General features: G+C 65.9%; 23 protein-coding genes and 1 pseudogene. 6 read left to right on the forward strand and 18 right to left on the reverse strand.

Going from position 1 to position 25,635, the window contains the following annotated elements; all coding sequences use genetic code 11:
- Positions 1 to 14: 14 nt before the first annotated feature.
- The 8 genes from MYXE_RS05825 to MYXE_RS05860 are packed head-to-tail and all read right to left on the reverse strand — an operon-like array spanning position 15 to position 7,752.
- A complete protein-coding gene (locus tag MYXE_RS05825; protein WP_003922789.1) occupies positions 15 to 1,241 on the reverse strand; it encodes an Nramp family divalent metal transporter in 1,227 nt (408 codons plus the stop codon).
- A 38-nt stretch (positions 1,242 to 1,279) separates the two neighbouring features.
- Complete coding sequence (locus tag MYXE_RS05830; RefSeq protein ID WP_003922790.1) at positions 1,280 to 2,356, reverse strand: NAD(P)H-dependent amine dehydrogenase family protein; 1,077 nt, start codon at positions 2,354 to 2,356, stop codon at positions 1,280 to 1,282.
- Between the two features lie 3 nt (positions 2,357 to 2,359).
- Entirely contained in the window at positions 2,360 to 3,151 is a 792-nt protein-coding gene (locus MYXE_RS05835) for an SDR family oxidoreductase (RefSeq protein ID WP_085194621.1), read from the reverse strand.
- Between the two features lie 42 nt (positions 3,152 to 3,193).
- Entirely contained in the window at positions 3,194 to 5,410 is a 2,217-nt protein-coding gene (locus MYXE_RS05840; protein ID WP_085194618.1) for a SpoIIE family protein phosphatase, read from the reverse strand.
- Positions 5,407 to 6,033, reverse strand: coding sequence for a SpoIIE family protein phosphatase (locus MYXE_RS05845; RefSeq protein ID WP_039891173.1), 627 nt, complete (start codon positions 6,031 to 6,033; stop codon positions 5,407 to 5,409). The genes MYXE_RS05840 and MYXE_RS05845 overlap by 4 nt, the downstream gene beginning before the upstream one ends.
- Entirely contained in the window at positions 6,026 to 6,436 is a 411-nt protein-coding gene (locus MYXE_RS05850; protein ID WP_085194616.1) for an anti-sigma regulatory factor, read from the reverse strand. The genes MYXE_RS05845 and MYXE_RS05850 overlap by 8 nt, the downstream gene beginning before the upstream one ends.
- A complete protein-coding gene (locus tag MYXE_RS05855; RefSeq protein WP_003922795.1) occupies positions 6,426 to 6,815 on the reverse strand; it encodes an STAS domain-containing protein in 390 nt (129 codons plus the stop codon). Before MYXE_RS05855 ends, MYXE_RS05850 begins: the two co-directional genes overlap by 11 nt.
- Positions 6,816 to 6,849: 34 nt before the next feature.
- Positions 6,850 to 7,752 carry an STAS domain-containing protein gene (locus MYXE_RS05860; RefSeq protein ID WP_085194614.1) on the reverse strand — a complete coding sequence of 301 codons (903 nt, stop codon included), beginning with the start codon at positions 7,750 to 7,752 and terminating at the stop codon, positions 6,850 to 6,852.
- A gap of 165 nt (positions 7,753 to 7,917) precedes the next feature.
- Between MYXE_RS05860 and MYXE_RS05865 the strand changes: the two genes are divergently transcribed.
- The gene (locus MYXE_RS05865) at positions 7,918 to 8,286 is read left to right on the forward strand and encodes an STAS domain-containing protein (RefSeq protein ID WP_085194611.1); all 369 of its coding nucleotides are present in this window, start codon (positions 7,918 to 7,920) and stop codon (positions 8,284 to 8,286) included.
- A 12-nt stretch (positions 8,287 to 8,298) separates the two neighbouring features.
- Here MYXE_RS05865 and ku read toward each other — a convergent pair whose 3' ends face one another.
- From ku to MYXE_RS05880, 3 genes are read right to left on the reverse strand one after another with little or no spacing between them, the layout of a single operon-like run.
- Positions 8,299 to 9,228 (reverse strand): non-homologous end joining protein Ku, encoded by a 930-nt coding sequence (gene ku / locus MYXE_RS05870; protein WP_085194609.1) that lies wholly within the window; start codon positions 9,226 to 9,228, stop codon positions 8,299 to 8,301.
- A gap of 37 nt (positions 9,229 to 9,265) precedes the next feature.
- Positions 9,266 to 10,192 (reverse strand): carbohydrate kinase family protein, encoded by a 927-nt coding sequence (locus MYXE_RS05875; RefSeq protein ID WP_085194607.1) that lies wholly within the window; start codon positions 10,190 to 10,192, stop codon positions 9,266 to 9,268.
- Complete coding sequence (locus tag MYXE_RS05880) at positions 10,192 to 11,598, reverse strand: mannitol dehydrogenase family protein (protein ID WP_085194605.1); 1,407 nt, start codon at positions 11,596 to 11,598, stop codon at positions 10,192 to 10,194. Before MYXE_RS05880 ends, MYXE_RS05875 begins: the two co-directional genes overlap by 1 nt.
- Before the next feature lie 179 nt (positions 11,599 to 11,777).
- On the opposite strand from MYXE_RS05880, the gene MYXE_RS05885 reads away from it, so the two are divergent.
- Complete coding sequence (locus tag MYXE_RS05885; protein ID WP_085193969.1) at positions 11,778 to 13,181, forward strand: IS1380 family transposase; 1,404 nt, start codon at positions 11,778 to 11,780, stop codon at positions 13,179 to 13,181.
- Between the two features lie 208 nt (positions 13,182 to 13,389).
- On the opposite strand, the gene MYXE_RS05890 is transcribed toward MYXE_RS05885, so the two are convergent.
- Together MYXE_RS05890 and MYXE_RS05895 are read right to left on the reverse strand one after the other, a co-directional pair.
- On the reverse strand, positions 13,390 to 14,244 hold the full coding sequence (locus tag MYXE_RS05890; RefSeq protein ID WP_085193616.1) for an HAD hydrolase-like protein: 855 nt from the start codon (positions 14,242 to 14,244) through the stop codon (positions 13,390 to 13,392).
- On the reverse strand, positions 14,241 to 15,779 hold the full coding sequence (locus MYXE_RS05895; RefSeq protein WP_085193618.1) for a mannitol dehydrogenase family protein: 1,539 nt from the start codon (positions 15,777 to 15,779) through the stop codon (positions 14,241 to 14,243). The genes MYXE_RS05890 and MYXE_RS05895 overlap by 4 nt, the downstream gene beginning before the upstream one ends.
- A 142-nt stretch (positions 15,780 to 15,921) precedes the next feature.
- On the opposite strand from MYXE_RS05895, the gene MYXE_RS05900 reads away from it, so the two are divergent.
- Together MYXE_RS05900 and MYXE_RS05905 are read left to right on the forward strand one after the other, a co-directional pair.
- Positions 15,922 to 18,225, forward strand: a complete 2,304-nt coding sequence (locus MYXE_RS05900) for an ATP-dependent DNA ligase (RefSeq protein WP_085193620.1) — start codon at positions 15,922 to 15,924, stop codon at positions 18,223 to 18,225.
- 6 nt (positions 18,226 to 18,231) lie between these two features.
- A complete protein-coding gene (locus tag MYXE_RS05905) occupies positions 18,232 to 20,160 on the forward strand; it encodes a fumarylacetoacetate hydrolase family protein (RefSeq protein WP_085193622.1) in 1,929 nt (642 codons plus the stop codon).
- Here MYXE_RS05905 and MYXE_RS05910 read toward each other — a convergent pair.
- The 3 genes from MYXE_RS05910 to MYXE_RS05920 all read right to left on the reverse strand — a co-directional run bounded on the left by MYXE_RS05910 (position 20,157) and on the right by MYXE_RS05920 (position 23,269).
- The gene (locus MYXE_RS05910) at positions 20,157 to 21,023 is read right to left on the reverse strand and encodes an LLM class flavin-dependent oxidoreductase (RefSeq protein WP_085193624.1); all 867 of its coding nucleotides are present in this window, start codon (positions 21,021 to 21,023) and stop codon (positions 20,157 to 20,159) included. The two genes, MYXE_RS05905 and MYXE_RS05910, sit on opposite strands and share 4 nt — an antisense overlap.
- Before the next feature lie 111 nt (positions 21,024 to 21,134).
- Positions 21,135 to 22,370, reverse strand: a complete 1,236-nt coding sequence (locus MYXE_RS05915; RefSeq protein ID WP_232061749.1) for a DUF4873 domain-containing protein — start codon at positions 22,368 to 22,370, stop codon at positions 21,135 to 21,137.
- Complete coding sequence (locus tag MYXE_RS05920) at positions 22,367 to 23,269, reverse strand: AurF N-oxygenase family protein (RefSeq protein WP_085193628.1); 903 nt, start codon at positions 23,267 to 23,269, stop codon at positions 22,367 to 22,369. The genes MYXE_RS05915 and MYXE_RS05920 overlap by 4 nt, the downstream gene beginning before the upstream one ends.
- 145 nt (positions 23,270 to 23,414) lie before the next feature.
- On the opposite strand from MYXE_RS05920, the pseudogene MYXE_RS25225 reads away from it, so the two are divergent.
- Both MYXE_RS25225 and cobF read left to right on the forward strand, forming a co-directional pair.
- Positions 23,415 to 23,495, forward strand: a pseudogene (locus tag MYXE_RS25225) (hypothetical protein); the annotation flags it as partial.
- Positions 23,496 to 23,694: 199 nt separating this feature from the next.
- On the forward strand, positions 23,695 to 24,435 hold the full coding sequence (cobF, locus tag MYXE_RS05925) for a precorrin-6A synthase (deacetylating) (RefSeq protein ID WP_085193630.1): 741 nt from the start codon (positions 23,695 to 23,697) through the stop codon (positions 24,433 to 24,435).
- On the opposite strand, the gene MYXE_RS05930 is transcribed toward cobF, so the two are convergent.
- Positions 24,407 to 25,078, reverse strand: coding sequence for a carboxymuconolactone decarboxylase family protein (locus MYXE_RS05930; RefSeq protein ID WP_232061750.1), 672 nt, complete (start codon positions 25,076 to 25,078; stop codon positions 24,407 to 24,409). The two genes, cobF and MYXE_RS05930, sit on opposite strands and share 29 nt — an antisense overlap.
- Complete coding sequence (locus MYXE_RS05935) at positions 25,075 to 25,587, reverse strand: Rossmann-fold NAD(P)-binding domain-containing protein (RefSeq protein ID WP_085193632.1); 513 nt, start codon at positions 25,585 to 25,587, stop codon at positions 25,075 to 25,077. Before MYXE_RS05935 ends, MYXE_RS05930 begins: the two co-directional genes overlap by 4 nt.
- Positions 25,588 to 25,635: the final 48 nt, after the last annotated feature.

Raw genomic sequence — 25,635 nt, forward strand, 5'->3', positions numbered from 1 at the left:
CGGCGCACCGGCGGTCAGCCTCTCACCGTCAGGTACACCAACATCACATTAAGCAGGCTAATCATCAGCGCGACCGCCCAGCCGGCGGCGGTGGTGGCGCGGTGGTTGGTGTCGGCGCCCATCACCGCGCGATTGCTGGTCAGCAGCACCAGCGGAAACAGCGCGAACGGTATACCGAACGACAGCACCACTTGGGACAACACCAGCGCGCGGGTCGGGTCGAAACCCCACGCCAGGATCAGCATGGCCGGTGTCAACGTGACCAGTCGGCGCGCCAGCATCGGCACCGACCGGTACAGCAATCCCTGCATGATCATGGCGCCGGCATACGCGCCCACCGACGCCGAAGCCAAACCCGACACCAGCAACCCGATGGCGAAAAACACGGCGATCAGCGGACTTACGGTGTCGCGCACGGCGGCGTAGGCGCCCTCGATGGAACCGGTGCCGCCGCGGCCCTGCATGTTGAGCGCGGCCACCAGCAGCATGGCGGCGTTGACGCCGCCCGCGACCATCATCGCCAGCGCGACATCCCAGCGGGTGACCCGCAGCAGCCAGCGCCGGGGCGGTCCCGCGTCGGGATGCCCGTGCCGGTCGCGGGCCAGACCCGAATGCAGGTAGACGGCGTGCGGCATCACAGTGGCGCCCAGGATCGCAGCGGCCAGCAGCACGCTTTCGGTGCCGTCGAAGCGGGGCACCAGCCCGCCGAGCACCGCCCCCGGCGGCGGTGTGGCGACGAAGAAGCTGGCGGTGAAGCCGATCGCGATGAGCAACAGCAAGCCGGTGATCAGTTGCTCGAACAAGCGCTGGCCGCGCCGGTCTCGGATGGCCAGCAGCAGCAGCGACACGACCCCGGTGATCAGCCCGCCGACCAGCAGCGGCAGGTGGAACAAGATGCGCAGTGCGATCGCCCCGCCGACGACTTCGGCCAGGTCGGTGGCCATGGCCACCAGTTCGGCCTGCACCCAGTAGGCCAGCCGGGCGGGTCGGTTCATCCGCTGACCGACGGCCTCGGGCAGCGAGCGCCCGGTGACTAGCCCCAGCTTCGCCGACAGGTATTGCACCAGCCCGGCCATCAGGTTCGCGGCGACGATCACCCACAGCAGCAAGTAGCCGAACTGGGCGCCGGAGCTGGCGTTAGCTGCGACGTTGCCGGGGTCGACGTAGGCGATGGCGGCGACGAATGCTGGCCCGAGCAGATACCAGCCTGTTTTGGCCTGTGTCAGGGTGTTCTGCGCCAACTAACCGACTTTCGCCGACCTCGACTGATCAAGCCAGGTTAGCCGGGCGCGTAGAGGCCCCGCCCGGTGACCAGCGGTAAGTCCAGTGTGGTGCGGATACCGGCCGGTGCGGCCACCACGGCGGGAATCGCGTTGACGATGCGCATCGCGGTTGCCACCAGCCCAGCGTGGTTGTGATCGCCGCGGCGGCTGCTCAGGCAGATGTCTACCGCGTAGGACGGCTCACCGGTGATCTCGATGCGGTAGGAGCCGCCGGGCTGGGCAGGCTGCGGCCAATCCGGGCACAGGTCGTCGCGCAACCGGGTCACGTGTTCGAGCACCACTGCGGGCTGGCCGCCGGCCATGCCGAGCACCTCAAAGCGCAGCGCTGCGGCGCTGCCCTTGGGGATATGGCCGCAGGCAATGTCGAAGTTTTCGGGCGCCGGTTCCCGCGTGTAGTGCTCGGTGACCTCGTCGAGCGAGATGCCCAGCCCGGCGGCAAGCTGGCGCACCACCGAGCCCCACGCCATGCTCAGCACTCCCGGCTGCAGCAGCATCGGAGTGTCATCGAGCGGTTTGCCGAAGCCCATCACGTCGAACATGACGACGGCGCTGTCGTAAGTGGCGTAGTCGACGATCTCCATGCAACGCACCTGCTGGATGCTCTGGCAGGTGCCCGCCAACGCGAGCGGAAGCAGGTCGTTGGCAAAACCAGGGTCGATCCCGTTGACAAAGAGGCTCGCATTACCTTGGCGCGCTGCTTCTTCCAACGGTGCAATGAGTTCTTCGGGGATCACTTGCCACGGGTATTGCAAGAAGACGGGACCGCTGCCGACGACGTTGACCCCGGCGGCCAGGATGCGCCGGTAGTCGTCGAGGGCTTCGGGTAGCCGGTTGTCGGCCATCGCGGTGTAGACCGCGCATTGCGGCCCGGTTGCCAGCACCGCGTCGAGGTCGGTGCTGGCGTGTACGCCGGTCGAGTCCGCAAGTCCGGCAAGCTCACCCGCGTCCTTGCCCGCCTTGGACCGCGAGGACACCCACACACCGGTGAGCTGGAATTCCGGGTTGGTGATCAGCGCTTTGAGCGCATGAGCGCCGACGTTGCCGGTGCCGATCTGGGCGACGCGAATGGCCATGGTCTACAGGTCCGGGATCGAGAGGTCGAGGTTGGGGAAGGTGAGGCCGCCGTCGACCTCGAGGATCTTGCCGGTCAAAAAGCCACCGGCCGGAGAAGCCAAATACACTGCGGCGGCAGCGATGTCGGCGGGGTCGCCGAGGCGGCGCAGGGGTGTCGCCTGTTCCATCGGTCTTCGCAGCTCCTCGTTGGAGGCCACCACGTCCAGGGCCGAGGTGACGATTGAGCCCGGCGCGATGGCGTTGACCCGGATGCGTGGGCACAGATCCAGCGCGGCCAGCCGGGTGTAGTGGGTCAGCGCGGCTTTCGCGGTGCCGTAGGCGGCGAAACCTCGTCCGGCCAGTCGGCCCATGGTCGAGGTGATGTTGATGATGCTGCCGCCGCCGGAGTGTTCCAGCATCAGCGGCGCCGCCGCGGTGGTCAACGCGTGCGCGGTCGCGACGTTGAAGGTGAACGCGTCTTTGAGGTCTTTGGTCGACGTGGTCAGCAGCGTGTTGGGCATGGTGCCGCCGACGTTGTTGACGACGATGTCTAGTTTCCCGAACGCGTCGACGGCCTGGCCGGCCAGCTGCGCGGTCGCCTCCGGGTGGGCCAGGTCGGCGGCCACCACGTGAGCACGCCGCCCGGTCCCACGCACCTGCTCAGCGACCGCCTCGAGCTGGGATTGCGTTCGGGACGCGATGACGACGTCGGCGCCCACCTCGGCGAACGCTACGGCGATGGCCGCACCCAATCCGCGACCGGCGCCGGTGACGATGGCGACTTTGTCGTCGAGTCGAAAGCTGTCAAGGATCACGGGCGACACCGTAACAGGATTGGCCGCTTTCTGGAACGTGTTCTAATTCGACTCCGCCGGCGGTAGCCGAAAGCTCATCGTGATCGTCGTTCCCGATTCACCGCTGTCCAGCTCAACCCGGTCACTGACCGCGTTGATCAATTTCAGGCCCTGCCCGCGACGCCCGGGCTCCGGCGGCGGTGTCTTCCAGGAGCCGGAGTCGGCGACCCGCGCGCGGATTTCGCCGCCGGCGATGTCGACGTCGACGCGCACCTGTCCGGTGCTCAGTCCCTGATACGCATGTTCGGCGCTGTTGGCGCACGCCTCGTAGACGGCGAGCACGACATCGGCGATCAGCGGCCCTGGGACGGCGCACGACTCAAGCCACGCCGTGAGCCGATCCCGCACGCCGGCCAGCTCCGCTGCGGCGGCACCGGTTTCGAGTCGCAGCGCCGCCTGGGGGCGCCGGTACACCACCATGGCGACGTCGTCGTCGTATCCGGCTGCCGGGGCCAGCTCACGCACCACCGCGTCGGCGAGATGGTCGACGGGCAAATCCCTGTTGTCCGTCAACACCTTGGCCACGCGTGCGATCCCGGCATCGATCGGCTCGTGTTTGCGTTCGACAAGGCCGTCGGTGAACACGATCAGCGTCGAGCCGGGCGGCAACGCCTGGGAGGCTTGCGGCCGGGGGTGATCGCGGTGCACCGCCAGCGGCACCGACCGGGCCTCGGCCAGCAACGTTGTCCCGGCGTCCGGCGTCGCGAACAGCGCCGGCATGTGACCTGCGCTGCTGTAGCGCAGCACCCCGGTTTCGGTGTCGAGGATGCCCAAGAACACCGTCGTGCAGTACGCGCCCGGAATCACCTCAGCCGCCGCGTCGAGGTCTTCGAGCAGCAACGCGGGTTCGGCTCCGGTCAGCAACAGAGCACGCGCCGAGCTGCGCAACTGACCCATCACCGCGGCGGCGGGCAGGCCGCGGCCCACGCAGTCACCCACCACGATGCCGATTCGGCCCTCGCCAAGCGACAGCACGTCGTACCAGTCGCCGCCGATCTCCAGCGGCGGGACAGCGGGCTCGTAACGAACCGCGAAACCGGCCGGAGGCTGCATGCTCGGCAGCATCGCGCGCTGCAACGTCAGCGAAGTGTTGCGGGCGGTTTCGAACTGCCGCACATGCTGTATCGCCAGGCCGAGGTGACCGACGAGCACGGTGACCAGCAGCCGATCCTCCGCGCTGATCCAGCGGGGTACCCGCAGCTCCAACCACAGCGCGACGTCGCCGGCACCGGAGAGCACCGCGATGACACCGCGTGACTTGCCCGGCGTATCGGCCCATTCGACCGTCTGGACGGTCAGCGGCAGTTGATGCCGCGCCGTTTCAAACGTCTGGCGCAGCAACGGATCGAGCTCGCGCCAGCTCGACTCGGCCGGCTCGCCGGCTACTCGAATGGTGGGCTCGCCGCCGTTGGTCGGCCACATGACCGCGATCACCCGCTGCACATCGAGAGCCATCCGGCATTCGTCGAGGGTGATCGAGAGCACCTCGTCGACGTTTTTGGCCACGCTCACGGCCGTCGCTAGCCGCAACACCGCGCTCTCGCGCGCCGCGAAGGCCCGCTGCGCGGTGATGTCGCGAATGGTCCCGACGTACACGTCTTTTTCGGCAGCGTATTCGGCCACCGCATTGATGCTTACCGCTACCCACGTCAGGTGGCCGTCGCGATGCCGGATCGGCGTCTCGTAGGCCACGCTGCCGCCTTGGACCAGCAGGGCTTGCTGGTGATTGGCCGCTTTGCGGTCGACCAACCACGGGTGCGGCCACTGATAGGGCAAACCGTCGGCGGTGTAGCCCGTGATTTCGGCGAACGCGTCGTTGATCTCGATGACTGCGCCCCGGTGATCGGCCACGAAGAACCCCTCCTGCAAAGAGTTCACCAACGCGCTGCGGAACTCGTCGCGGTCGGCGAGCCGGTCGGCGCGGGCTCGCTGTTCCTCGTAACGCCTTGCGCTGTCGAGGAATCCGCGAGTCGCGACGTCGAGGGCAGCAAGCGTCTGCAGCAAGAATTGCAGTGCGGCGGGCGCGTCGAAGTGCGAGTTCTTCGACAGTTCTTCGACCAGCTGGAAGTGGTTCTCGATGATGTCGAGCATGCTGATCCGGTCCTGCAGCGCTTGGCGGCCCAGCTCGTGGCCGACGGCCAGGCTGGCTTCGCCGCGTTCCTGCAGGTGGGCGCGCAGCGCGTCGGCATAACGGGCGTGAAACTCCGCCGGGTCGGTCATGGCGGGAAGCCTCGGTGTCGCGCGGCAAGCACCAGTGCGTCGTCGGTATTCTTGCCGTGCCTATCCAAAATCCGCTCAGTGATCGTCGTTGCCGATGCGGCGAAATCGATGCTGTCGAGGTGGTTTTCGTCAATACCGTCACTGGCGATGATCAGCAGATCGCCGGGGCGAATCGAAACCGGTTGAAGCGGCGGGATTTCTGGTAGCCGGTAGCCCACGATGCCACCGGAAAGACGTGCGCTGGAGCGGACGTCGATGCCGCTGGGCGCCTTGGCCACCAGGTTGGCGGCGACGTTTCCCACTCCGGTCCAGTGCAGCACGCTGGCCTCGAAATCGATCCTCGCCAACGTCATGGCGACGCCTCTGGTGTCCGCCAAGGCGTGGTGGCAAAGCTGGACCAAGGCTTCGAGCGGCTCGGCGGGCGAACCGCGCAGCACCTCCACGGCACGCGACGCCGCGGCGGCGGCTTCGGTGCCGTGACCGAGCCCGTCCAGCACGGCGAACAGGGCGGCATCATCGCCGAGTTCGACCGCCACCTGATGGTCTCCGCAAACTTGCTCTCCCGGTCGTGGGCGTCCCGCTGCCGCCCACTCGATCGGCCCCAGTCGACCGTGTTCACGCACCGGCCGGAACCCATTTCCACATTTCGACGAGTGTTCCCCGACCCGGCGTGGATTCCACGATCAACCGGTCCATCAGGCGGCGCGCACCGGGCAGGCCCAGCCCTAGCCCGCGGCCGGTCGAATAGCCGTCCTCGAGCGCCCGGTCGACGTCGGTGATCCCCGGGCCTTCGTCTTCGGCGCGCACCACGAGCGCGGTTCGGCCGTCCCGATCCTGGACGGCAAGCCGAATCGTCCCGCTACCGGCGTAGCTGGTGATGTTGCGGGCGATTTCGGAGATCGCGGTGGCGATCATGGTGACGTCGGTTAACGAGAACCCGAGATCACGGGCGAGTTTATGCACTGCCTGACGTGCGGCGACGATGTCATCGGGATGGCCCACGTCCACGACGATCTCATCCGCCACTGTCGCGTCCAATGGTCGCTCTTCGGCGCGCGAGCCGTCCGTTCAGCAGGGCCAGTCCCTCTTCGAGGTCCAGCGCGGTGTGCATACCGTCGAAGGCGAGCCCAAGCTGCACCATCGCAAAGGCGACCTCGGGTTGCAGGCCGACGATCACGGTGTCAGCGCCGCGCAGCCGGGTCATGTGCGCGATCGTGCGCAGTGACCGGGCGGCGAAGGAGTCCATCACGTCGATCGCGGTGACGTCGACGATGATGCCCTGCGCCCGGAACCGATTGACCCGTTCCATGAGGTCCTGCCGCAGCCGCTCGGTGTCGGAGTCGGTGAGCGCGGCTTGGACCGTGGCGATCAGAATCGCGCCCTGCTTCAGGATGGGTACTGGCATGCGAAACTCCCAGTAACCCCCGTGGAATTCACCGTTATCCGCTCTGTTCGCCGGTGCGGGTCACTTCGTAGCCCAGCAGGCGTTCCGCCTCCTCGATACCGCCCTGCAGGTCGCCGACCGCGTTCATCTTCGACAGGTCTAGCCCGATCGTCACCAACGTCAGCGCGATCTCCGACGAAAGCCCGGTGATGATCACGCTCGCACCCATCAGCCCCGACGCGTCGACGGTCTGCACCAGGTGATTGGCCACGGTGGAGTCGATGGTCGGCACACCGGTGATGTCGATGACCACGACCTTGGCGCGGTTGTTGCGAATGGCCCGCAACAGCTGTTCGGTGAGTTGCCGGGCGCGCTGGCTGTCGAGAACACCGATGATCGGCAGGATCAGCAGTTGCTCGCGGACTTGGAGCACCGGGGTGGACAGCTCGCGGATCGCCTCCTGCTGCTGGCGGATGATCCGCTCGCGTTCCTGCACGAAGCTGACCGCCACCGTGTTGGCGATGCGGTTGGCGGCCGGCTCGTAGGCGTCGAGCACCCGGTTGAGCAGGTCGAAGTCCGATTGGTATTTCTCGAACAGCGAGCGCGCGAGCACGTCACGCAATAGCAGCACGATGCCGACGACTTCGTCGGTCTCCACGCCCCGCGGGATGATCCGCTCGGACAGGTCGCGGGCGTAGGCCTGCAGCGCTTCGACGCTTCCGGTCTCGAGCACCTCGACGTAGTTGTCGTAGACGGCGGTGGCTTCCGAGAACAGCTCCTCCGGCGTCATCGCGGTGAGCAGTTCGGCCTCGGTGATCCGGCGCGCCCACTCTTCGCGTAGCGCGGTTCGGTTTTGGCGCAAGTGCTGGACCAGCTGTGGCAGCAGACCCTCGCTGGAGATACCGGCTGCCTGGGTGGCGGCGGCGGTGGTCGCCAAGTCTGTCGGAGAATCAGACATCTAACCTCCCGGCATCCGCTCGCTGCGCAAAACCTCAAGCCCCTGCAGAGAGTAGCTTGAGGACCGGCGGCGGATCTGCTGAAGTATGATTTTTCCGCTGCGAAACCACGGATTAGGCTCGGACCGTTCAGCAAAGAGCGATCGACCGCCGGATAAGGATGGCCGTTGTCTGCTACGGATCCGATCTCCATCTCGATTGGGAATCGCGACGGCGTCGTCGTGCTCGCTGTGGCCGGTGAAGTCGATCTGGTCACCATCCCCGCCCTGGAAGACGCCATCAGTAGTGTGATCGCCGACAATCCGGCGGGACTGGTCATCGACCTCACCGCGGTCGAATTCCTGGCGTCGGCCGGCCTTCGGCTACTGGCCGCCACCCATGAGGAAGTCAGCAAATCAGCGCCGTTCGCGGTCGTGGCCCGCGGCCCGGCGACCAGGCGGCCGATTCAGCTGACCGGACTCGACGAGGCTTTTCCGCTGTACCAGACGCTGGAGGACGCGTTAACCGACGTGCGCGACGGCAAGCTCAAACGCTGACGCGCGACGTATCTAGGACCGAGTTCCAGCTTTGGCGCGCGGCTTTTTCGCCGGTGCCTTCTTGGCAGGCGCTTTTTTGGCCGTCGTCTTGGCGGCCTTCTTCGCCGGGGCCTTCTTGGCGGCCGTCTTTTCCGCGGGTGGTTTTCCGTCGCCGGAACGCGCCTTCACACTGGCTTCCAGCTTGGCCAGCAGATCGGATACGTCTTCGGTCTCGTCTAGTTCGGTCGGCTGCTCTTCAGCTGTAAACGCTTGGCCGCCTTGCAGTTTGGCTTCGACTAGCTCGCGCAGCTGCTCCTGGTAGTCGTCGTGGTAGCGGTCGGGATTGAAATCCACGGCCATCGACTCGACCACCTGTCCCGCCATTTTGAGCTCCGCGGGTTTGATTTCGACCTTCTTGTCGAGCACCGGGAAGTCGGGGTCACGGATCTCGTCGGGCCACAACAACGTGTGGACAACCATCACCTCACGCTTGCTGAAGTCCTTGACCCGCAACGCCGCAAGGCGTGTCTTGTTGCGCAGCGTGAAGTGCGCGATCGCTACCCGATCGGTCTCGGCGAGTGTTTTCGCCAGCAGCACATAGGATTTCGTGGTTTTCGAGTCTGGTTCCAAAAAATAGCTGCGGTCATACATCATCGGGTCGAGATCGCCGGCTGGGACGAATTCGAGCACTTCGATTTCTCGGCTGCGCTCTTCCGGCAGCGTCGCGAGATCTTCGTCGGTGATCACCACCATCTGGCCGTCGTCGGATTCGTATGCCCTCGCCACATCGCGGTACTCGACGACTTCACCGCACACTTCGCACACCCGCTGGTAGCGGATCCGTCCGTTGTCCTTGGCGTGCACCTGATGGAACTTGATGTCGTGGTCCTCGGTGGCGCTGTACACCTTGACAGGGACGTTCACTAACCCGAAGGCGATCGAACCCTTCCAGATGGAACGCATACCGCCAGTATGCCCGCAGCAGCGGCCGACTAAGCGTCTAGCGCTGCTCGGCCGCGGCGTCCCGGGCCGCCGCGTCGGGCATATCAGCACCGGCACGGGCAACGGTCAACGCCGCTAGCACGGCCGCCGACTGCAGCGCCGCGGTCAGCGCGTCAACCCCGATCCTGCGTAGGCGCTCGCGCCGGTCAGCGCCCAACAGCCCGGATCGCCACAGCCAATCGATAAGGCCGACCATGAACGCGTCGCCGGCGCCCACCGTGTCCACCACCTCGACCGGCCGCGCGGCCGCCTGCGCTCGGCCCGCTGCACACACCGCGAATGCGCCGCGCGCACCCGTCGTCACCGCCACGATCGACGGGCCCAGCGCCAACCAGGTCCGCGCGATCTGCTCTGGTGTGCGGCCGGGATCGACCCAGCGCAGGTCTTCCTCGCTGGCCTTCACGACGTCGCTGCGCTCGACGAGGCGCTCGAGCCGTTCGCGGGCCTCATCACGGTCGGTGATTAGCGCCGGTCGCACATTGGGATCCAACGTGACGGTGCCCGAAACCCGGTATGTGTCGACGAGCGCCGCCACCGCCCGGCAGCCGGGCTCCCGCACGGCGGCGATGGAGCCGGTATGCACCACAACCGGTGGCGCTGCCGTCGGGATACCGGCAAGCTGCCAGTCGAGGTCGAACACGTAGTCGGCCAGCCCGCCGTCGGCTAGCCTCACCCGCGCGCTCGATGTCCTGGACGCAGCCGTGCTTCCTGGAAGGAGTTGTGCGCCTGAGGATTTCACGTAGTCAGCGATTCGGCGGCCCTCCGGGTCGTCGGCGATGTGCGTCAGGAAGTCGACGGCATGGCCGAGCCGGGCCAATCCGACGGCGACGTTGAGCGGGCTGCCGCCGACATACTCCCCGGTGATTCGCCCGTCCCGCTCGACGACGTCGATCAACGCTTCCCCGATCACCAGTCCGCGGCTCATCACAGCAGCGCTTTCAATGTCGCCCGAACCCCGTTGCGGTGCAAGGAATCCAGCGCCCACCGGTAGGCCGCGACGAAACGCGGCTGCTGCGCCAAATCGCCGAATAACGCGGTGTTTTCGATGAACGCGGTCGGGTTGGTCCGCTGCGATCGCGCGATCGGCACCAGCGCATCGGCAAGGTGGTCAACGACCTCGATCGGATGCCCGCACTCGTCGATACCTTCGGCGTAGCGCGCCCACCCCGCCACCGCCGCAGACGCCAACCGGATCGGCCCACCGGTGGCCAGGTTGGCGCGGATCACCGGAAGCAGCCACTTCGGGATGCGGTCCGAGGAGTAGGCGCACAACCGGGCGATCGTGTCGCGCACACCGGGGTTGGCGAAGCGCTCGATCAGCGTCCGCTGGTACTCGCCGAGATCGATGCCAGGCACCGGTTTGAGCGTGGGAGCGGCTTCGGAATCGAAATAGGCCAGGAGGAATCCGGCCAGCAACGGGTCGCGGGCCGCGTCGTGGACGAAGCGGTATCCGCACAGCCAAGCGAAGTAGCACAGGCACTGGTGACCGGCGTTGAGCAGCCGCAGTTTCATCGCCTCATACGGGCTGACGTCGTCGACCAGCAGCACACCGGCCTGTTCCAATGGTGGCCTGCCGTCGCCGAAGTCGTCCTCGAGCACCCACGCGGCAAACGATTCGGCCAGCACCGGCCACCGGTCGTCGACGCCGAAATCGCAGCGCACATCCGAGACGATCTCAGCCGTCGTGGCCGGGGTGATCCGATCGACCATGGAATTAGGGAACCGGGTGTGGGTGGCGATCCAATCGGCCAGGCCGCGATCACGGCGTGCGGCGGCCTCGAGGACGGTGCGCCGAGCGAGGTTACCGTTGTCTTCGATGTTGTCGCAGGACACGATGGTCGGTGACGTGACGCCGCGCTCGCGGCGACGAGCGAGACCCTCAGTGAGCAGCGCGAACGCCGGGCCGTCCGGGCTGTATCCGCCCTCGGTGATGGTCATCGAGACGATCCGGGTGCTCGGCGCCGCGAGCACGTCGATGGCGCCTTCCCAGTCTTCGGGCGCGTAGCGGTAGTCCACGATCGAGCCGATCACCCGCGCGTCACGGCTGCCGTCTGGGTTCGCCAGCACCAGCGTGTACAGCCCGTCCTGCGCGCGCAACACATCTCGTATCCTCCGGTCGGCCCTCAGCACCCCCACCCCGCAGATGCCCCACTCGCGGGCGAGCCCTTGCCGCAACAGCCGGTCGATGTACATGGCTTGATGCGCCCGGTGAAAATGACCAGTGCCGAGATGCGCGATACCGACACGGATGCTGCTGCGGTCATAGTCGGGTGCTGCGATCGGCAGGTTTGCTAGCGCTGCACTATTGAGTTTCGTCGCGCTAGGCGCCATTGCCGAACTCCTCCCGGGCCACAGCCTCGAATCGGGCTCGATATGACGACACGCCTTAGCCTAAATCCGTGGATGGTTCCGGTGATTTGATCGGCGTGTGAACAGCGAAAATGCCTTCTGAACTGGGACAATACGAGTGCTGAGGCCGCATTTGTCCATAGTCCGGGAAGGCACTTTCGATGCACTCATCGTATACGTTCACCACCGGATCGGCGGTGTTTGACGAGCAGAATCTGCTGTCGGCGGCCGGGTTGGTGCCAGTGCTGGAACTGGCTGAGCAGACCGGTCTTTCGGAATTGATCAACGAGCGCGTGGATCTGCCGTCGACTCGGGTGAAGTCCGGCGCGGTCAACCCGGCTGGCAAGCTGACCTCGATCGTCGCCGGGATGATGTGCGGCGCGGACAGCATCGATGATGCCAATGTGCTGCGCGCCGGCGGCACACCCCGGGTGTTCAACGAGGTATATGCCCCATCGACGTTGGGGATCTTTTTGCGCGAGTTCACCTTCGGGCATACCAAACAACTCGCCGCAGTGGCCCGCGAGCATCTGATCGCACTGGCGGCGCGCACCCCGCTGCTGGCTGGCGCCGACGAGCGGATGTTTTTGGACATCGACTCGCTGCTGCGCCCGGTCTACGGCCACGCCAAGCAGGGCGCCTCCTTCGGTCATGCCAAGATCGCCAGCCGCGCGCTGCTGCGGCTGGGCCTGTCCCCACAGATCACCACCATCTCCACGGCGACCGCCGCGCCGGTGATCGCCGAGGCGCAGCTACGGAGCGGCAAAGCCGCCTCCGGGCGCGGTGCCGCATACCAGCTCAAGCAGGCGATCACCACCGCGAAAGCGATCAACCCCGACGCGCCGATCCTGGTGCGCGGCGACTCAATGTTTGGCACCAAGAAAGTGATCACCACCTGCATTCAGCGAGGCGCCGAATTCTCCCTGTCGATCAGCCGCAACAAGCGCATCAACGCCGCGATCGCCGCCATCGACGAGGCCGCCTGGACCCCGGTGCACTACCCGGGCGCGGTCGAAGACCCCGACACCGGGGCGTTGATCTCCGATGCCCAGGTCGCCGAAACCCCCTACACCCTGCGCCTGGCCCGCGGCCGAACACTGACCGTGCGGCTGGTAGTGCGCCGGGTCAAAGACGCCCGCCACCTGGATGCGTTGTTTCCGGTGTGGCGCTATCACCCGTTTGTCACCAACTCCGCGCTGCCGGTCGACCAGGCCGATATCACCCACCGACGCCACGCCATCATCGAAACCACCTTCGCCGATTTAATCGACGGCCCACTGGCACACATCCCGTCGGGGCTGTTCGCGGCCAACTGCGCCTGGCTGGCCTGCGCGGTGATCGCCCATAACCTGCTGCGCGCCGTCGGCACCCTCGCCGGTGGCCACCATGCCGTGGCCCGCGGGGCTACCCTGCGCCGCGACCTGATCAACATCCCGGCCCGCTTCGCCGCCCCGGCCCGCAAACCAATGCTGCACCTACCCGCCCACTGGCATTGGCGAGCCAGATGGAAGGCCCTGTGGCACAACGTCATCGGTTACCCGATCGCGCAACCCCGCGCCGCCTGACCCCACCTTCCAAGCCCTGTCCGCCCCGCCATCCCAGGCCCGACCCAAGGAACCCAAAGGAAAGCTGGTACAGGCCAGCGGATCACCCACGCCCCACCGCGCCACACTCGGCCGCATCCCAAAACAACCGCGTCGACGGCAACACGAAATCACCCATCCACGGATTCAGGCTTAGCCTGGCGGCGATGCGAAGTCGAGAACGCCTACGTTAGCGGGGAGTTTCCGGTGTCGCCGTCGACAACGTGAGGGCAGTGGCTAACGCGTGCCACGAGTCCGTGATCGCGACTGCGCCGGCATCAATCAGTTCTGCACTGCGACAAGGCCGTTCGTCGTCAGGAACGAACATCAGGTTACCGACGGTGACGTAGCCGGCCGCGACCGCGGAGGTGACGCCGGACACCGAGTCTTCAATGGCCAGGCCATGGTGGGCGGCGATGTCCAGTACTTCGCCGGTATGCAGGTAGACGGCGGGGTCTGGCTTGCTGGTCGGCACCGGAAGGGAGTCTTCCGCGCTGAAGCGCGATGGCGCTGGAATGAGTGCGTCGAGGCCGGTGGCGGTGAAACACGCGTCGAGGCGCGGGGAGGCGCTGGAGCTGACCGCCGCCAATGCATACCGCGAGGCGAGGGCCTGCAGCGGAGCGAGCACCTGCGGGTCTGGCCGTAGCGTGGCGGCCAGATGAGCGGTGACGTGGTCGCGTTCCCGGCGGACCCATTCCTCGAGTTCCTCGGCGCCCAGTGCGCGCCCGGCTGCCACGTCGAAGGAGGAAGCTACGACGGCACCGGGACGACCATCCGCCAGTGTCGGTTCCATCGGCACCCCGGACTGCGTGGCCAACTCGATCGCGGTGCTGCGGAAGTTCTTTCCGACGGCCTGTCGGCGCAGTTCCTCGGCGGTGAACGGGGCCGTCACACCGAACCTGGCCAGAAAGTGATTGATTACCTCGACGGAGGCGGCAAATGCCGGCTTTTCGGAAGGAAAGAGGTTGTCGTCAGCGTCACAGAGCAAAGTCGTGATAGGTGTGGGGTCGAATTCGCGCACCACCCGCAGCCCGCGTTGGTTCATCGCAGCACCAGCTCCCGGGCATGGTCGCGCAGCGCTCGACGCAATGTAGGTATCACACCGTGCTCGTCGATGTCCGAGATCATCTCGCCGAGGCGCTCAGCGAAGCCGGGGATGAAACGCAGTTCGGTGAAGATCTCGTGGCGCAGCAGCGCCACTGGGTTGTTGCCCGGCATGGCCGCCAACCTGGTCAGCAACCCTGACTGCGGATCGTCGATAGGGATCTTGCGGCCCTTGAGGTCGTGGCCGCGCAGATACCGGGCCCACCCGGCGACGGCCAACGTCAGCAGGGTGTGCGGTCTGTGCTGTGCGATCGCCTCCTGCAGGGACGGCAGCAGGAACGACGACATCTTCATCGACCCCCGGCGCGCCAATCGCGACAACTGGTCGCTCATCTGCGGATTGCTGAGCCGGGTGAGCAACGTGGTCCGATATTCCGCGGTGTTCATCCCGGCTATCGCCGGCAGCAGTGGCTGGATTTCGTCGCGCATGAGTTGCTCGACATAGCCGGAGATGACCGGGTTTCTCATTGCCTCGGCGGTGCGCTGGTAGCCGGCCAGCGTGGCCAGCGGGGCCATCGCAATATGGGTTCCGTTGAGCAACCGGGTCTTGACGAGCTTGTGGCCGCTGACGTCGGTGACGAACTGGGCGCCGACCTCGTCGAGCGGCGGACGGTCGTCGCTGAACGTGTCTTCGATGATCCATTGCGAATACGGTTCGGTCAGCACCGGCCACTTGTCGGCGATGCCGAACGTGTGCTCAACGAATTCGCGCTCCGTGTCCGAGGTTTGCGGAGTGATTCGGTCGACCATGGTCGACGGAAATGCGACATGGTGATCGATCCAGCGAGCGAGCTCCGGATCCTTCAATTCGGCGAACGACACCAGCGCGGTCCGCGCCACCTGGGTGTCGCCGGGAATGTTGTCGCAGCACAGCACGGTAAACGGGGCGATACCGGCGCGGCGGCGCCGGTCAAGCGCCTCGGCCAGGTACCCCCACGCGGTGACAAAGCAATCCGACGCGACTAGATCGGCACGCACGTCGGGGTGGGCAGCGTCGAACTCGCCGGTGGCCGGGTCGAGGAAGTAGCCGTTGTTGGTGATCGTCAAGCTGACGACGCGGGTCCGGGGATCGACTAGGGCGCGGCGGACCGCGGCGCTGTCGACCGGTGCGTAGTGGTAGGAGCCGATCGAGCCGACCACCCGGGCGGTTTGGCGGTCGTGGCCGCGTTGCACCACCGTGTACAGGCCATCTTGAGCCGAGAGCAGGTCTTTGACGTCGCGGGAGTGAAGACTGACAGCACTAACTCCCCACTGGTCCGAAATGCCCTGGGAGGCAAGCTCATCGAGGTAAACAGCCTGATGGGCACGGTGAAAGTTGCCTGCGCCGATATGAACGACACCCCGCTGAAGTGTCGCTCTGTCATAGGTTGGCACGTCGATCCGCTGCGAATGCAAGGGCAACGTGGCGTCGCTTAGCGGAAGGCCGGTGGGACGGTGCTCGGTGACAAGGCACGGAAGGCTGTCAACGTAGCGCATCGGTCGCCGAAGATACCTCGCGTCAAATCGGGTCGGTCAAGGCTGCAGGTCCCGGCCACGCGAGATATCCCTCGCATTAGCAGGCCTTTAACCCCGATGGTGAAATGCGCCACACCGGTCTGCGGAGCGTAGCTTTAGCAGCATGGATTCGCCGCGTGCTTGGCCTTCTGAGCCGACCGCGCAGCCGCGGGTGAAGCTGACCAACGCCGACAAGGTGCTCTACCCGCCCGCGGGCCGCAGGCGAAAAGCCGTCACGAAGGCCGAGGTGTTCGACTACTACACCAGCATCGCCGAGGTGATGGTGCCACACGTCGCCGGACGCCCCGCCACCCGCAAGCGTTGGCCCAACGGCGTGCAGGCGGCGTCGTTCTTCGAAAAACAACTGGCCTCGTCGGCGCCCGACTGGTTGCCCCGCGCCTCGGTCGTGCACTCGTCCGGAACCACCACCTACCCGATCATCGACACCAGCACCGCGCTGGCCTGGATCGCCCAGCAGGCCGCGCTGGAGGTGCACGTGCCGCAGTGGCGCTTCGTCGCCGAGTGGACGCGCAACGGCGAAGAGCTAAAGCCCGGCCCGGCAACGCGATTGGTGTTCGACCTTGACCCAGGTGAAGGTGTGACGATGCGGCAGCTGACCGACGTAGCACGCATGATCAGGGATTTAATCGCCGACATCGGGCTCACCACCTTCCCCGTCACCAGCGGCAGCAAGGGCATACACATCTATGCTCCGCTGGACAAGCCGGTGAGCAGCAGGGGCGCAGTGGTGTTGGCCAAACGTGTGGCCCAGCAACTAGAGAAGGCGATGCCGAAGCTGGTCACTGCGACGATGACCAAGAGCTTGCGGGCGGGCAAGGTGTTCGTCGACTGGAGCCAGAACAACGGGTCGAAGACGACGATCGCACCGTATTCTCTGCGTGGCCGGGCACAGCCGACCGTGGCCGCGCCGCGCGCCTGGGAAGAACTCGACGACCCCAAGCTTCGGCAACTGCGCTACGACGAGGTGCTGCAGCGGGTGTCCCGAGACGGTGACCTGCTGGCGCCCCTTGATGCCGACATCAATGTGGATCGACTCGCCAAATACCGCAGTATGCGGAACCCGTCGAAAACCCCAGAACCGGTGCCCAACGCTAAACCAGCTGGGGGACAAAACAATACGTTCGTCATTCAAGAGCATCACGCCCGTCGGCTGCACTACGACTTCCGGCTCGAGCGCGACGGTGTGCTGGTGTCGTGGGCGGTTCCGAAAAACCTGCCCGAGACCACGGCGGTCAACCATCTTGCGGTGCACACCGAGGACCATCCCTTGGAGTACGCCATGTTCGAAGGCACCATCCCCAAAGGGGAGTATGGGGCCGGCAAGGTGATCATCTGGGATACCGGCACCTACGACACCGAGAAGTTCCGCGACGACGAGGTCATCGTTAACCTGCACGGCAGCCGGATTTCCGGCCGCTACGCGCTGATCCAGACTTCCGGCGACCAATGGCTGGCACACCGCATGAAAGAGCAGAAAGCCTTCGAGTTCGGCGAGCTCACCCCCATGCTGGCGACCGAGGGCTCGGTGGCCAAGTTGACGGCCGGCCAGTGGGCGTTCGAGGGCAAGTGGGACGGGTACCGGCTGCTCGTCGAGGCCGACCACGGCGGGCTGCGGGTGCGGTCGCGCCGCGGCCGAGACGTCACCGCCGAGTATCCGCAATTGCGCGCGCTGGCCCGCGATCTCGCCGACCACCACGTGGTGCTCGACGGCGAGATCGTGGCCCTCGACGAATCTGGGGTCCCGAGATTTTCCGAGATGCAAAACCGGGTGCGCGCCACCCGCGTCGAATACTGGGCTTTTGATTTGCTCTATCTGGACGGGCGCCCGCTGCTGCGGGCCAAATACCGCGACCGGCGCCGGCTGCTGGAAACCTTGGCCGGCGGGCGGAGTCTCGTTGTCCCCGAATTGATACCGGGCGACGGTGCTGCGGCCCTGAAATACTCGAGCACTCACGGCTGGGAGGGAGTCGTCGCCAAGAAACTCGACTCCACATATCAGCCGGGCCGCCGTTCGATGTCATGGATCAAGGACAAGCATTGGCGCACACAAGAAGTGGTGATCGGCGGCTGGCGTGCCGGCGAGGGTGGCCGCACCAGTGGCATCGGGTCGCTGCTGATGGGCATCCCCGCCGACGGTGGCCTGCACTTCGCCGGCCGGGTAGGCACTGGGTTCACCGAACGCGAGCTCACCCGTCTCAAGAAGACCCTGGCGCCCCTGCAAACCGGCGAATCCCCGTTCAACGCATCCCTTCCCGCTCGTGACGCCAAGGGTGTGACGTTCGTGAAGCCAACGTTGGTCGGCGAAGTGCGCTACAGCGAATGGACGTCGGATGGCCGGCTGCGCCAACCTAGCTGGCGGGGACTGCGGCCGGATAAAGAGCCACACCAGGTAGTGCGAGAGGAGTAGAACCGCATGCGGTGGGTGACCTATCGAGACGACGGTGGCGAGCGCACGGGCGTGCTCTCCGGCGAGGAGGTCCACGCGATGCCGCCGGGCGTAACACTGCTCGACCTGATCGAGCGCGGCGCCGACGGGCTGCGTGTGGCCGGCGAGGAGGCGCTGCGCAGGCCGGCCACGGTGCGTCTCGACGAGGTGTCGCTCGCCGCGCCGATTCCCCGCCCGCCGTCGATTCGCGACTGTTTGTGCTTTTTGGACCACATGCGCAATTGCCAGCAGGCAGCCGGCGGCGGCCGGGTGCTCAAAGACGTCTGGTACCGGATCCCGGCGTTCTACTTCGCTTGTCCCGCAACTGTTCTCGGTCCATACGACGACGCACCGATTGCCCCGGGAAGCGCTTGGCAGGACTTCGAATTGGAGATCGGCGCAGTCATCGGAACAACTGGCAAGGATCTGTCTGTCGAGCAAGCCGAAGACGCGATCATCGGCTACCTGATCTTCAACGACTGGTCCGCGCGGGACCTGCAGCGACTGGAAGGCCAGCTGGGAATCGGCCAGGCCAAGGGCAAAGACGCCGGGGTGACGCTCGGGCCGTATCTGGTCACACCCGACGAACTCGAACCGTACCGCCGCAACGGCAAACTGAGCCTCGAGGTGACCGCGTTGGTCAACGACACCGTGATCGGCTCCGGGTCGACCGGCACGATGGACTGGACTTTCGGTGAAGTCATCTCCTATGCGTCGCGCGGGGTGACGCTGGTTCCAGGCGACGTGTTCGGTTCCGGCACCGTGCCCACCTGCACGCTCGTCGAGCACCTCACCGACCGGGAGACCTTCCCGGGCTGGCTGCACGACGGCGACGTGGTCAGCCTGCGGGTCCAAGGGCTCGGGGAGACACGCCAAACGGTGCGCGCCACAGCCTCGCCGCAACGGTTGGCGGCGCGACCCAACCCGGATGTCAAGCCGGACAAGCCGCGCGTGAACCGGGCACCGGCAAAGGTTCCGTACACCCGTGGGCTGCACGAGGTTGCCGACCGGGTGTGGGCGTGGACCCTGCCGGACGGGGGATACGGCTGGAGCAACGCCGGCCTGGTCGCCGGCGACGGCGCGTCGCTGCTCGTCGACACGCTGTTCGACCTGCCGCTGACCCGCGAAATGCTCTCCGCGATGCGGCTCGTCACCGACCACGCGCCCATCACCGACGCCCTGATCACTCATTCCAACGGTGACCACACCCACGGCAACCAGCTGCTGGACGCATCGGTGCGCATCATTGCGGCCAAAGGCACCGCCGAGGAGATTGCCCACGGCGTGGCGCCGGAGATGCTGGCCATGATCCAGACCGCGGATCTCGGCCCGGTCGCGACCCGCTATGTGCGAGATCGGTTCGGGCCCTTCGATTTTAGTGGGATCACGGTGCGCAACGCCGACCAGACCTTCGACGACGAGCTCACCATCGAGGTCGGCGGCCGGCCCGTGCGGCTGCTGAATCTCGGACCCGCCCACACCGCCGCCGACAGCGTCGTGCACGTGCCCGACGCCGGCGTGTTGTTTGCCGGTGATCTGTTGTTCATCGGGTGCACGCCGATCGTGTGGGCTGGGCCGATCGCCAACTGGATCGCGGCCTGTGACGCGATGCTCGCGCTGGATGCACCCACCGTGGTACCCGGACACGGACCGGTGACCGATCCGGATGGGGTCCGTGCGGTCCGCGGGTATTTCGTGCACGTCGCCGACGCCGCAGAGGCCGCCTACCGCAAGGGTCTGTCGTTCGTCGAGGCCGCCGAGACCATCGACCTCGGCGAGTACGCGACGTGGCTGGACGCCGAACGTGTCGTCGCCAACGTCTATCGGCGCTACCGCGAGCTCGACCCCGACACCCCCCACCTAGAGCCGACGGCGTTGCTGGTCTTGCAGGCCGAGTGGTTGGCCAAGCACGGCTAGACCTTCGTGATCACCTTCTCGGCGAACGTCTCCAGGTTGCGAATCTTGGCGTCGAGCGGCTCGGTGTCGGGTCCCTTGGCGTAGGGTGCGCGAAAACCCACGATCACGTCGGTGACACCCTTGTCCTCCAGTCGTTTAACGCCGTCAACGGTAAAGCCTTCGGGGGAAATCACATGGATTTCGAACGGGCCGGTCTTCCCCTCCTCGTCGCGGAACCGCTTGAGCCGCGCGAGCAGCCGGTCAAGGTCGTCCGGCCCGCCGCCCCCGTGCATCCATCCATCGGCGCGGGCCGCGCGGCGCAGCGCGGCATCGGCATGGCCCCCGACCAAGATCGGGATCGGCTTAGTTGGTGCCGGGGTCATCTTTGCCTTGGGAATGTCGTAGAACTCGCCGTGGAACTCGAAGTAGTCGCCGGTGGTAAGCCCTCGAACGATTTCGATGCATTCGTCAATTCGCCTGCCGCGCTTAGCGAATGGCACGCCCATCAGCTCGTAATCCTCAGGCCAGGGGCTGGTGCCGACGCCCAGGCCAACCCGGTCGCCGATCAAGGCCGCCAGTGAACCGGCCTGCTTGGCCACCAGTGCCGGCGGTCGGACGGGCAGTTTGAGGACGAAGAAGTTGAACCTCAGCGTAATCGTCACCGCGCCCAACGCGGCCGCCAAGACGAACGCCTCGATGAACGGTTTGCCGTCGAGAAATTCCCGGCTGCCGTCGGGAGTGTATGGATACTTCGCGTCGGACTCTAAGGGGTAGGCGAGGCTGTCGGGAATGGTCATGGCGGTATATCCGGCCGCTTCGGCCGCCTTGGCCAACGGGATGTAGAACGCCGGGTCGGTCATGGCCTCCGCGTAGCTGAACCGCACACCGCCTCCTGGACTCGGATGGAAAAACCCGGGCGCCCAAATACTAAGCGCGACGTCAAGGCGCTTCGCGCAGGTTTCAACGCTGGTCCATGCGATAGCGCACGCCTCGCATCAGCGCGGTGCGCTTGCGAACGGCGGCATGCCCACGCCGACGATGGTGTGGGTGTGCTGCGGTGTTTCTTCAACGATGCGCGCGGGCGCGCTGCGCTCGCCGACAGCCAGTGTGACCGTCCGTGTCCGCTGGAGAAGATCCGTCGGCAAGTTATCGAAAAGAGTGCCTTGCCAATGGAATTGGCCGTCGATCGGGTCGACATAGCCGGTCAGTCGGACCCGCACCGGCCGGTCGGTGTCGGCAATCCTGAGGGTGGCCGGGCCGTCGTAGGCATGGTCGTTCAGGTCGATACTCGACGACAGGTCAAATGCCGACGCCACCGGCGGCCACCCCGGACACCGCAGATATACCCGCTCGTTGAACACCTGCTGGCTGCTGCGGCGCACCTCGATGCGGGCGCTGTCCCGCCGAGCCATCAATCGCAGGCAGTCGATGATGTGGCGCTCCTGCGCTTGGTAATCGGGCCCGGTGATTAGGAAATAGTTGGGGAAGCCGTGCACGGCCACACCAAGGTAAGGCTCCATGCCGTCGTGCCAAGCCTGCCGAAGGGTGATTCCGCGAGTGCCGACCAACGAGTCGTCGCGAACGTGATCGGCGATGCGAAAACCGGTGCCGTAGATGATCGCGTCGACGTCATGGTGCTCCCCGTCGCACGTGCGGATGCCGTTGGGGGTCACGGCGTCGATGGGGGCACCCACCAGTTCGGGCCGCCGCTTCGGCGCGGCTTGCTGCACTGGCCATGCGTGGCGGCGCACCCAGCGTTTGGTGCGCGTAGCCGGTCCGGGCAGCATGGGGACGAACCGGCGGGGCGAATACGCGAACACCGCGACTGATGCCGCCGATGCAACCAGCCGCTCGATTTCCCGGCCGCCGGTGCTGTCTGCGCCTATCACCGCGACGCGTTTGCCGGCTGGATCGAAATCACGGCTCGGCGTCGCCGAGTGAAACCACATACCCCGAAAGTCGTGCTGTCCCTGAAGCTTTGGGATCCACGGGACGAACAGCCGACTGTCGGTGGCAATTGCCACGCGGCCACGGCAGGTCTGGCCGCCGCTGGTGGTCAGCGTCCAGGTGTCGGTGTCGTCGTCGAAAACGGCGGTAAGGACACGATCTTGCAGAACAAAACAGGTGAGGCCTGCCTCCGTGAGTGCTGTTCGCGCGCACGCCGCTTCCGCACCGCCCCCGGCGACGACGACGTCGTGACGCGGCTCAGCGGTAGCGGCCGTTTTCGTCACAGAAATCCGCTGCGGGCCCACTGCCGGCGCGCGATCGGGCCCATCAACCCGACTTCGGTCAAAAACGCTGCCAGCGGGGCAAAGCCGGCTCGCTGAGTCTCGTGGCGGTGCGCGCTGTGGAGCGCGGTCAGACGCGCCTGGCGCACGTTTAAGCCGGCGCGAGCGTAAGGGATCGGATTGGTGAACAGGTAGCGGAAAAACAGGCCACCAAGCCCGTTGATGTTGGCCATGAACCACTTGTTGAGCCTGGGCATTTCGGCCACCCGCTTGCGCAGGCCGTCGCGCGCGAACTGGATGTGACGAGCCTCTTCGGTCACGTGAATCCGCATCAGCCGCTGGACCATTGGCTGTAGCTCGGGATCGTCCATCATCTGCCGCTGCAGGGCGTCGAAGATTTCCTCGCCGATCAGTGCGGCCACCCACAGCATCGCGCCGCGGAACACTAACGGCAGCGCGTTGATGATGATCCGGTGATACAGCCGCGGACGTACCGGCTTGGCGCCGACCCGCTCGATGGCCTTGCCGAACATCACCATGTGCCGGGTTTCGTCACCCAGTTCGGTCAGCGCATAGTGCGACTCGGACGCCGTCGGATCCTCATGCATGAGCCTGCGCAACAGGGCCTGGTTGAGGATGTTCTCGAACCAGATTCCCGCCGAGAGCGTGTTGACGAATTCCTGGCGGGACAGTTCGATCCGTTGCGCGCGGGTCATCTGATCCCACATCGGGGTGCCGTACAACGATACGGTCTTGGGCGGCAGGTAGAACTTGTCCGGGTCGAGCGGGGCGTCCCAGTCGATGTCGACGATCGGTGCGTAGGACTTCTTCACCGACCCCTTCAGCAAGCGCTCCGAAAACTCTTCGCGACTGGGGCCGGTGGACTTCACCGGAGTGGTCATGGTGCCGCTCCTTCGTCGGTGTCGTGCCCTCGACGGTAAAAAGCACCCATGAAGATGTCAATACCTATGGTATCGGGTACTTCAGGTCTCGGCTACCGATGACGGCTGGCGGCGCGTAGAAGTTGTGTCGTGGCGGTGGGCAGGTGGTGGCAGCTGGCGCTGCGGCGAACCGGTCACGGACGACGACCCGTGGGGCTACGGCAACTCGCTGGAGTGGGCTGTCACTGGATACATCTGACTACATCTGACCAATTAGCTTGTGGTCGCTGGTGGTGACCAGGTTCTACACCATTTCACCGCGGGAGCGTCGGCGTGGCGGAAACGGCCTGCGCGGGTCAGGGTTTGGGTTGGCTCCGTTTCGATGGCCATGCGGCCGGATTACCCGCGACGGGCGCGCACCAACCCGCACTAAGCTGTGCTGGCAAATGACCAGTCGGCATATCCACGTCATCGGCATCGGGGCCGGCGACCCCGGATACGTGACTGTCCAAGCCATCGAGGCGCTCAACGACACCCAGGTCTTCTTCGCAATGGACAAGGGTGAGGCAAAGCGCGATCTCGTGGCATTGCGTCGTGAGATCTGCGCGCGGTTCATCCGGGAGCCGGGTTACCGATTCGTCGAACTGCCGGACGCGCCGCGCGCGAAGGATGTCCGCTACCTCGAGTCGGTGTGCGACTGGCATGCGGCCCGGGCGCGGGTGTGGGCCAGCGCGATCGCCACCGAACTGGCCCCGGGAAACGTAGGGGCATTTTTGGCGTGGGGCGACCCGTCGCTGTATGACAGCACGCTGCGCATCCTCGCGGCGGTGGCCGCCGAAACCGACATCAGCTATGACGTGATCCCCGGCATCACCGCCGTGCAGGCGCTGACCGCCCGGCATCGCATCCCCCTCAACGACGTCGGTGAGCCCGTCCTGATCACCACCGGCCGACAGCTGCGTGCCCACGGGTTGTCCGGCTCGGCGGTGGTAATGCTCGACGCCGACTGCTCGTTTCGCGTCTGCCCGCCCGATACCCGGATTTGGTGGGGCGCCTATTTGGGCACCGACCACGAGCTGCTGGTGTCCGGCACGGTCGCCGAGGTGGGGGAGCAGATCGCGGCGCTACGCGCCGACGCCCGAGAGCGGCACGGCTGGATCATGGACACCTATCTAGTCCGCGCCTAGTGCGCGTCGCCGCCGAGTGATTCAAGCGCGCGGTAGGCCCGCCACGCCTTGGCGATACCGATTCGGCGACCAGCAAAAGCACCGCGCGGACCTGGGCCATGCCGGCGCCGTGACCCAGTGCCAGATCGACGTGCAGGGCAAACGACTCGTCCAGTGTCCCGTTGAGAACGTCAGTGGCGATGGTGCACAAAGCCCGCTCGCGGACCGTCAGATCCGGTCGCCCCCACCTGTCGGCGTACTGCCGCTGGACGAAGCCGGCGAATTGGGCGTCGAGGCCGTCGATTCGGTGCAGTGTCGTCGCGTCCACCTCAAGACGATCAGCGCGCTGCGGATCAGGCGCGTCGGCGCCATCGATCTCAGCGAGCGCAATCAGTGCCTCAGCCGCGGTCGGGTATCCGACATACGGCGCGAGGTGGTGTACCGCTTCGCGGATCGAAGCGACGGAAACACCTTGGGACCGAGCCATTTCGACGTGGGTTTTGAGCGCAAAGCCGAGGCTGCGGGCGCACAGGTCGGCGGCCACGAAGACAAACACCTTCTCCCGCATCGTCAGATTGGCGATGCCCCAGGCGTGCTGGCCCACCTCGATCGCCATCTGCGCAAAGTCTGCGTATAACGCGGCCACCGTGTCCTGGTTGGTCAATTTCGTCGCAGTACTCGCCGGTTGCGGGGCCGCCGAGCCGTAAGCGCTCGCAGCACGGTGCGCGCGACCACATCGGGATGGCTGCCGTTGCGTTCCCGGGCAAGTGCGTTGCGCGTCATCGACCGATACGTGGTGGCGTAGAGCTGGCGATCGGTGTCGGTCATCTGTTGCAGCACCCGCTCGGCGTCGGCTTCGACCTTGCCGACCGCGTCGGTACGGATGGACGCCGGTTCGATCAGGATGACGTGAATACCCCCGGGCCACAGCTCGCCCGCGAAACTTTCCTCAACTCCTCGTTCGACCTGTTCCGGAAATCCTTGCAGCACACCATGACCAGAGGCGTCGACTTGGACACCTATCTTGAGATCAATCTCGTCGGATCGCCCGATCAGGTGTGCGACAAAGTCGCGGCATACCAGCGGGCCGGCGTTGACCATCTCGCCGCGCTGTTGTTCGTCGGCAATACCGTCAGCGAAATGCGCGAGCAGATGCGGTTGTTCGCGCGCCATGTGGTGCCCAATTTTCCCGCCCACCCGAGGCGCTAGCGGCCGCCTTCA

It is taken from the genome of Mycobacterium xenopi (genome assembly GCF_009936235.1).
Classification (GTDB): domain Bacteria; phylum Actinomycetota; class Actinomycetes; order Mycobacteriales; family Mycobacteriaceae; genus Mycobacterium; species Mycobacterium xenopi.

Bases quoted from the DNA above. Each gene is read 5' to 3' on its own strand.
- MYXE_RS05830 (WP_003922790.1), bottom strand. From the start codon at position 2,356: ATGGCCATTCGCGTCGCCCAGATCGGCACCGGCAACGTCGGCGCTCAT.
- MYXE_RS05840 (WP_085194618.1), bottom strand. From the start codon at position 5,410: ATGACCGACCCGGCGGAGTTTCACGCCCGTTATGCCGACGCGCTGCGC.
- MYXE_RS05855 (WP_003922795.1), bottom strand. From the start codon at position 6,815: ATGCCAGTACCCATCCTGAAGCAGGGCGCGATTCTGATCGCCACGGTC.
- MYXE_RS05860 (WP_085194614.1), bottom strand. From the start codon at position 7,752: ATGTCTGATTCTCCGACAGACTTGGCGACCACCGCCGCCGCCACCCAG.
- ku (WP_085194609.1), bottom strand. From the start codon at position 9,228: ATGCGTTCCATCTGGAAGGGTTCGATCGCCTTCGGGTTAGTGAACGTC.
- MYXE_RS05875 (WP_085194607.1), bottom strand. From the start codon at position 10,192: ATGAGCCGCGGACTGGTGATCGGGGAAGCGTTGATCGACGTCGTCGAG.
- MYXE_RS05880 (WP_085194605.1), bottom strand. From the start codon at position 11,598: ATGGCGCCTAGCGCGACGAAACTCAATAGTGCAGCGCTAGCAAACCTG.
- MYXE_RS05885 (WP_085193969.1), top strand. From the start codon at position 11,778: ATGCACTCATCGTATACGTTCACCACCGGATCGGCGGTGTTTGACGAG.
- MYXE_RS05890 (WP_085193616.1), bottom strand. From the start codon at position 14,244: ATGAACCAACGCGGGCTGCGGGTGGTGCGCGAATTCGACCCCACACCT.
- MYXE_RS05895 (WP_085193618.1), bottom strand. From the start codon at position 15,779: ATGCGCTACGTTGACAGCCTTCCGTGCCTTGTCACCGAGCACCGTCCC.
- MYXE_RS05900 (WP_085193620.1), top strand. From the start codon at position 15,922: ATGGATTCGCCGCGTGCTTGGCCTTCTGAGCCGACCGCGCAGCCGCGG.
- MYXE_RS05905 (WP_085193622.1), top strand. From the start codon at position 18,232: ATGCGGTGGGTGACCTATCGAGACGACGGTGGCGAGCGCACGGGCGTG.
- MYXE_RS05920 (WP_085193628.1), bottom strand. From the start codon at position 23,269: ATGACCACTCCGGTGAAGTCCACCGGCCCCAGTCGCGAAGAGTTTTCG.
- cobF (WP_085193630.1), top strand. From the start codon at position 23,695: ATGACCAGTCGGCATATCCACGTCATCGGCATCGGGGCCGGCGACCCC.
- MYXE_RS05935 (WP_085193632.1), bottom strand. From the start codon at position 25,587: ATGGCGCGCGAACAACCGCATCTGCTCGCGCATTTCGCTGACGGTATT.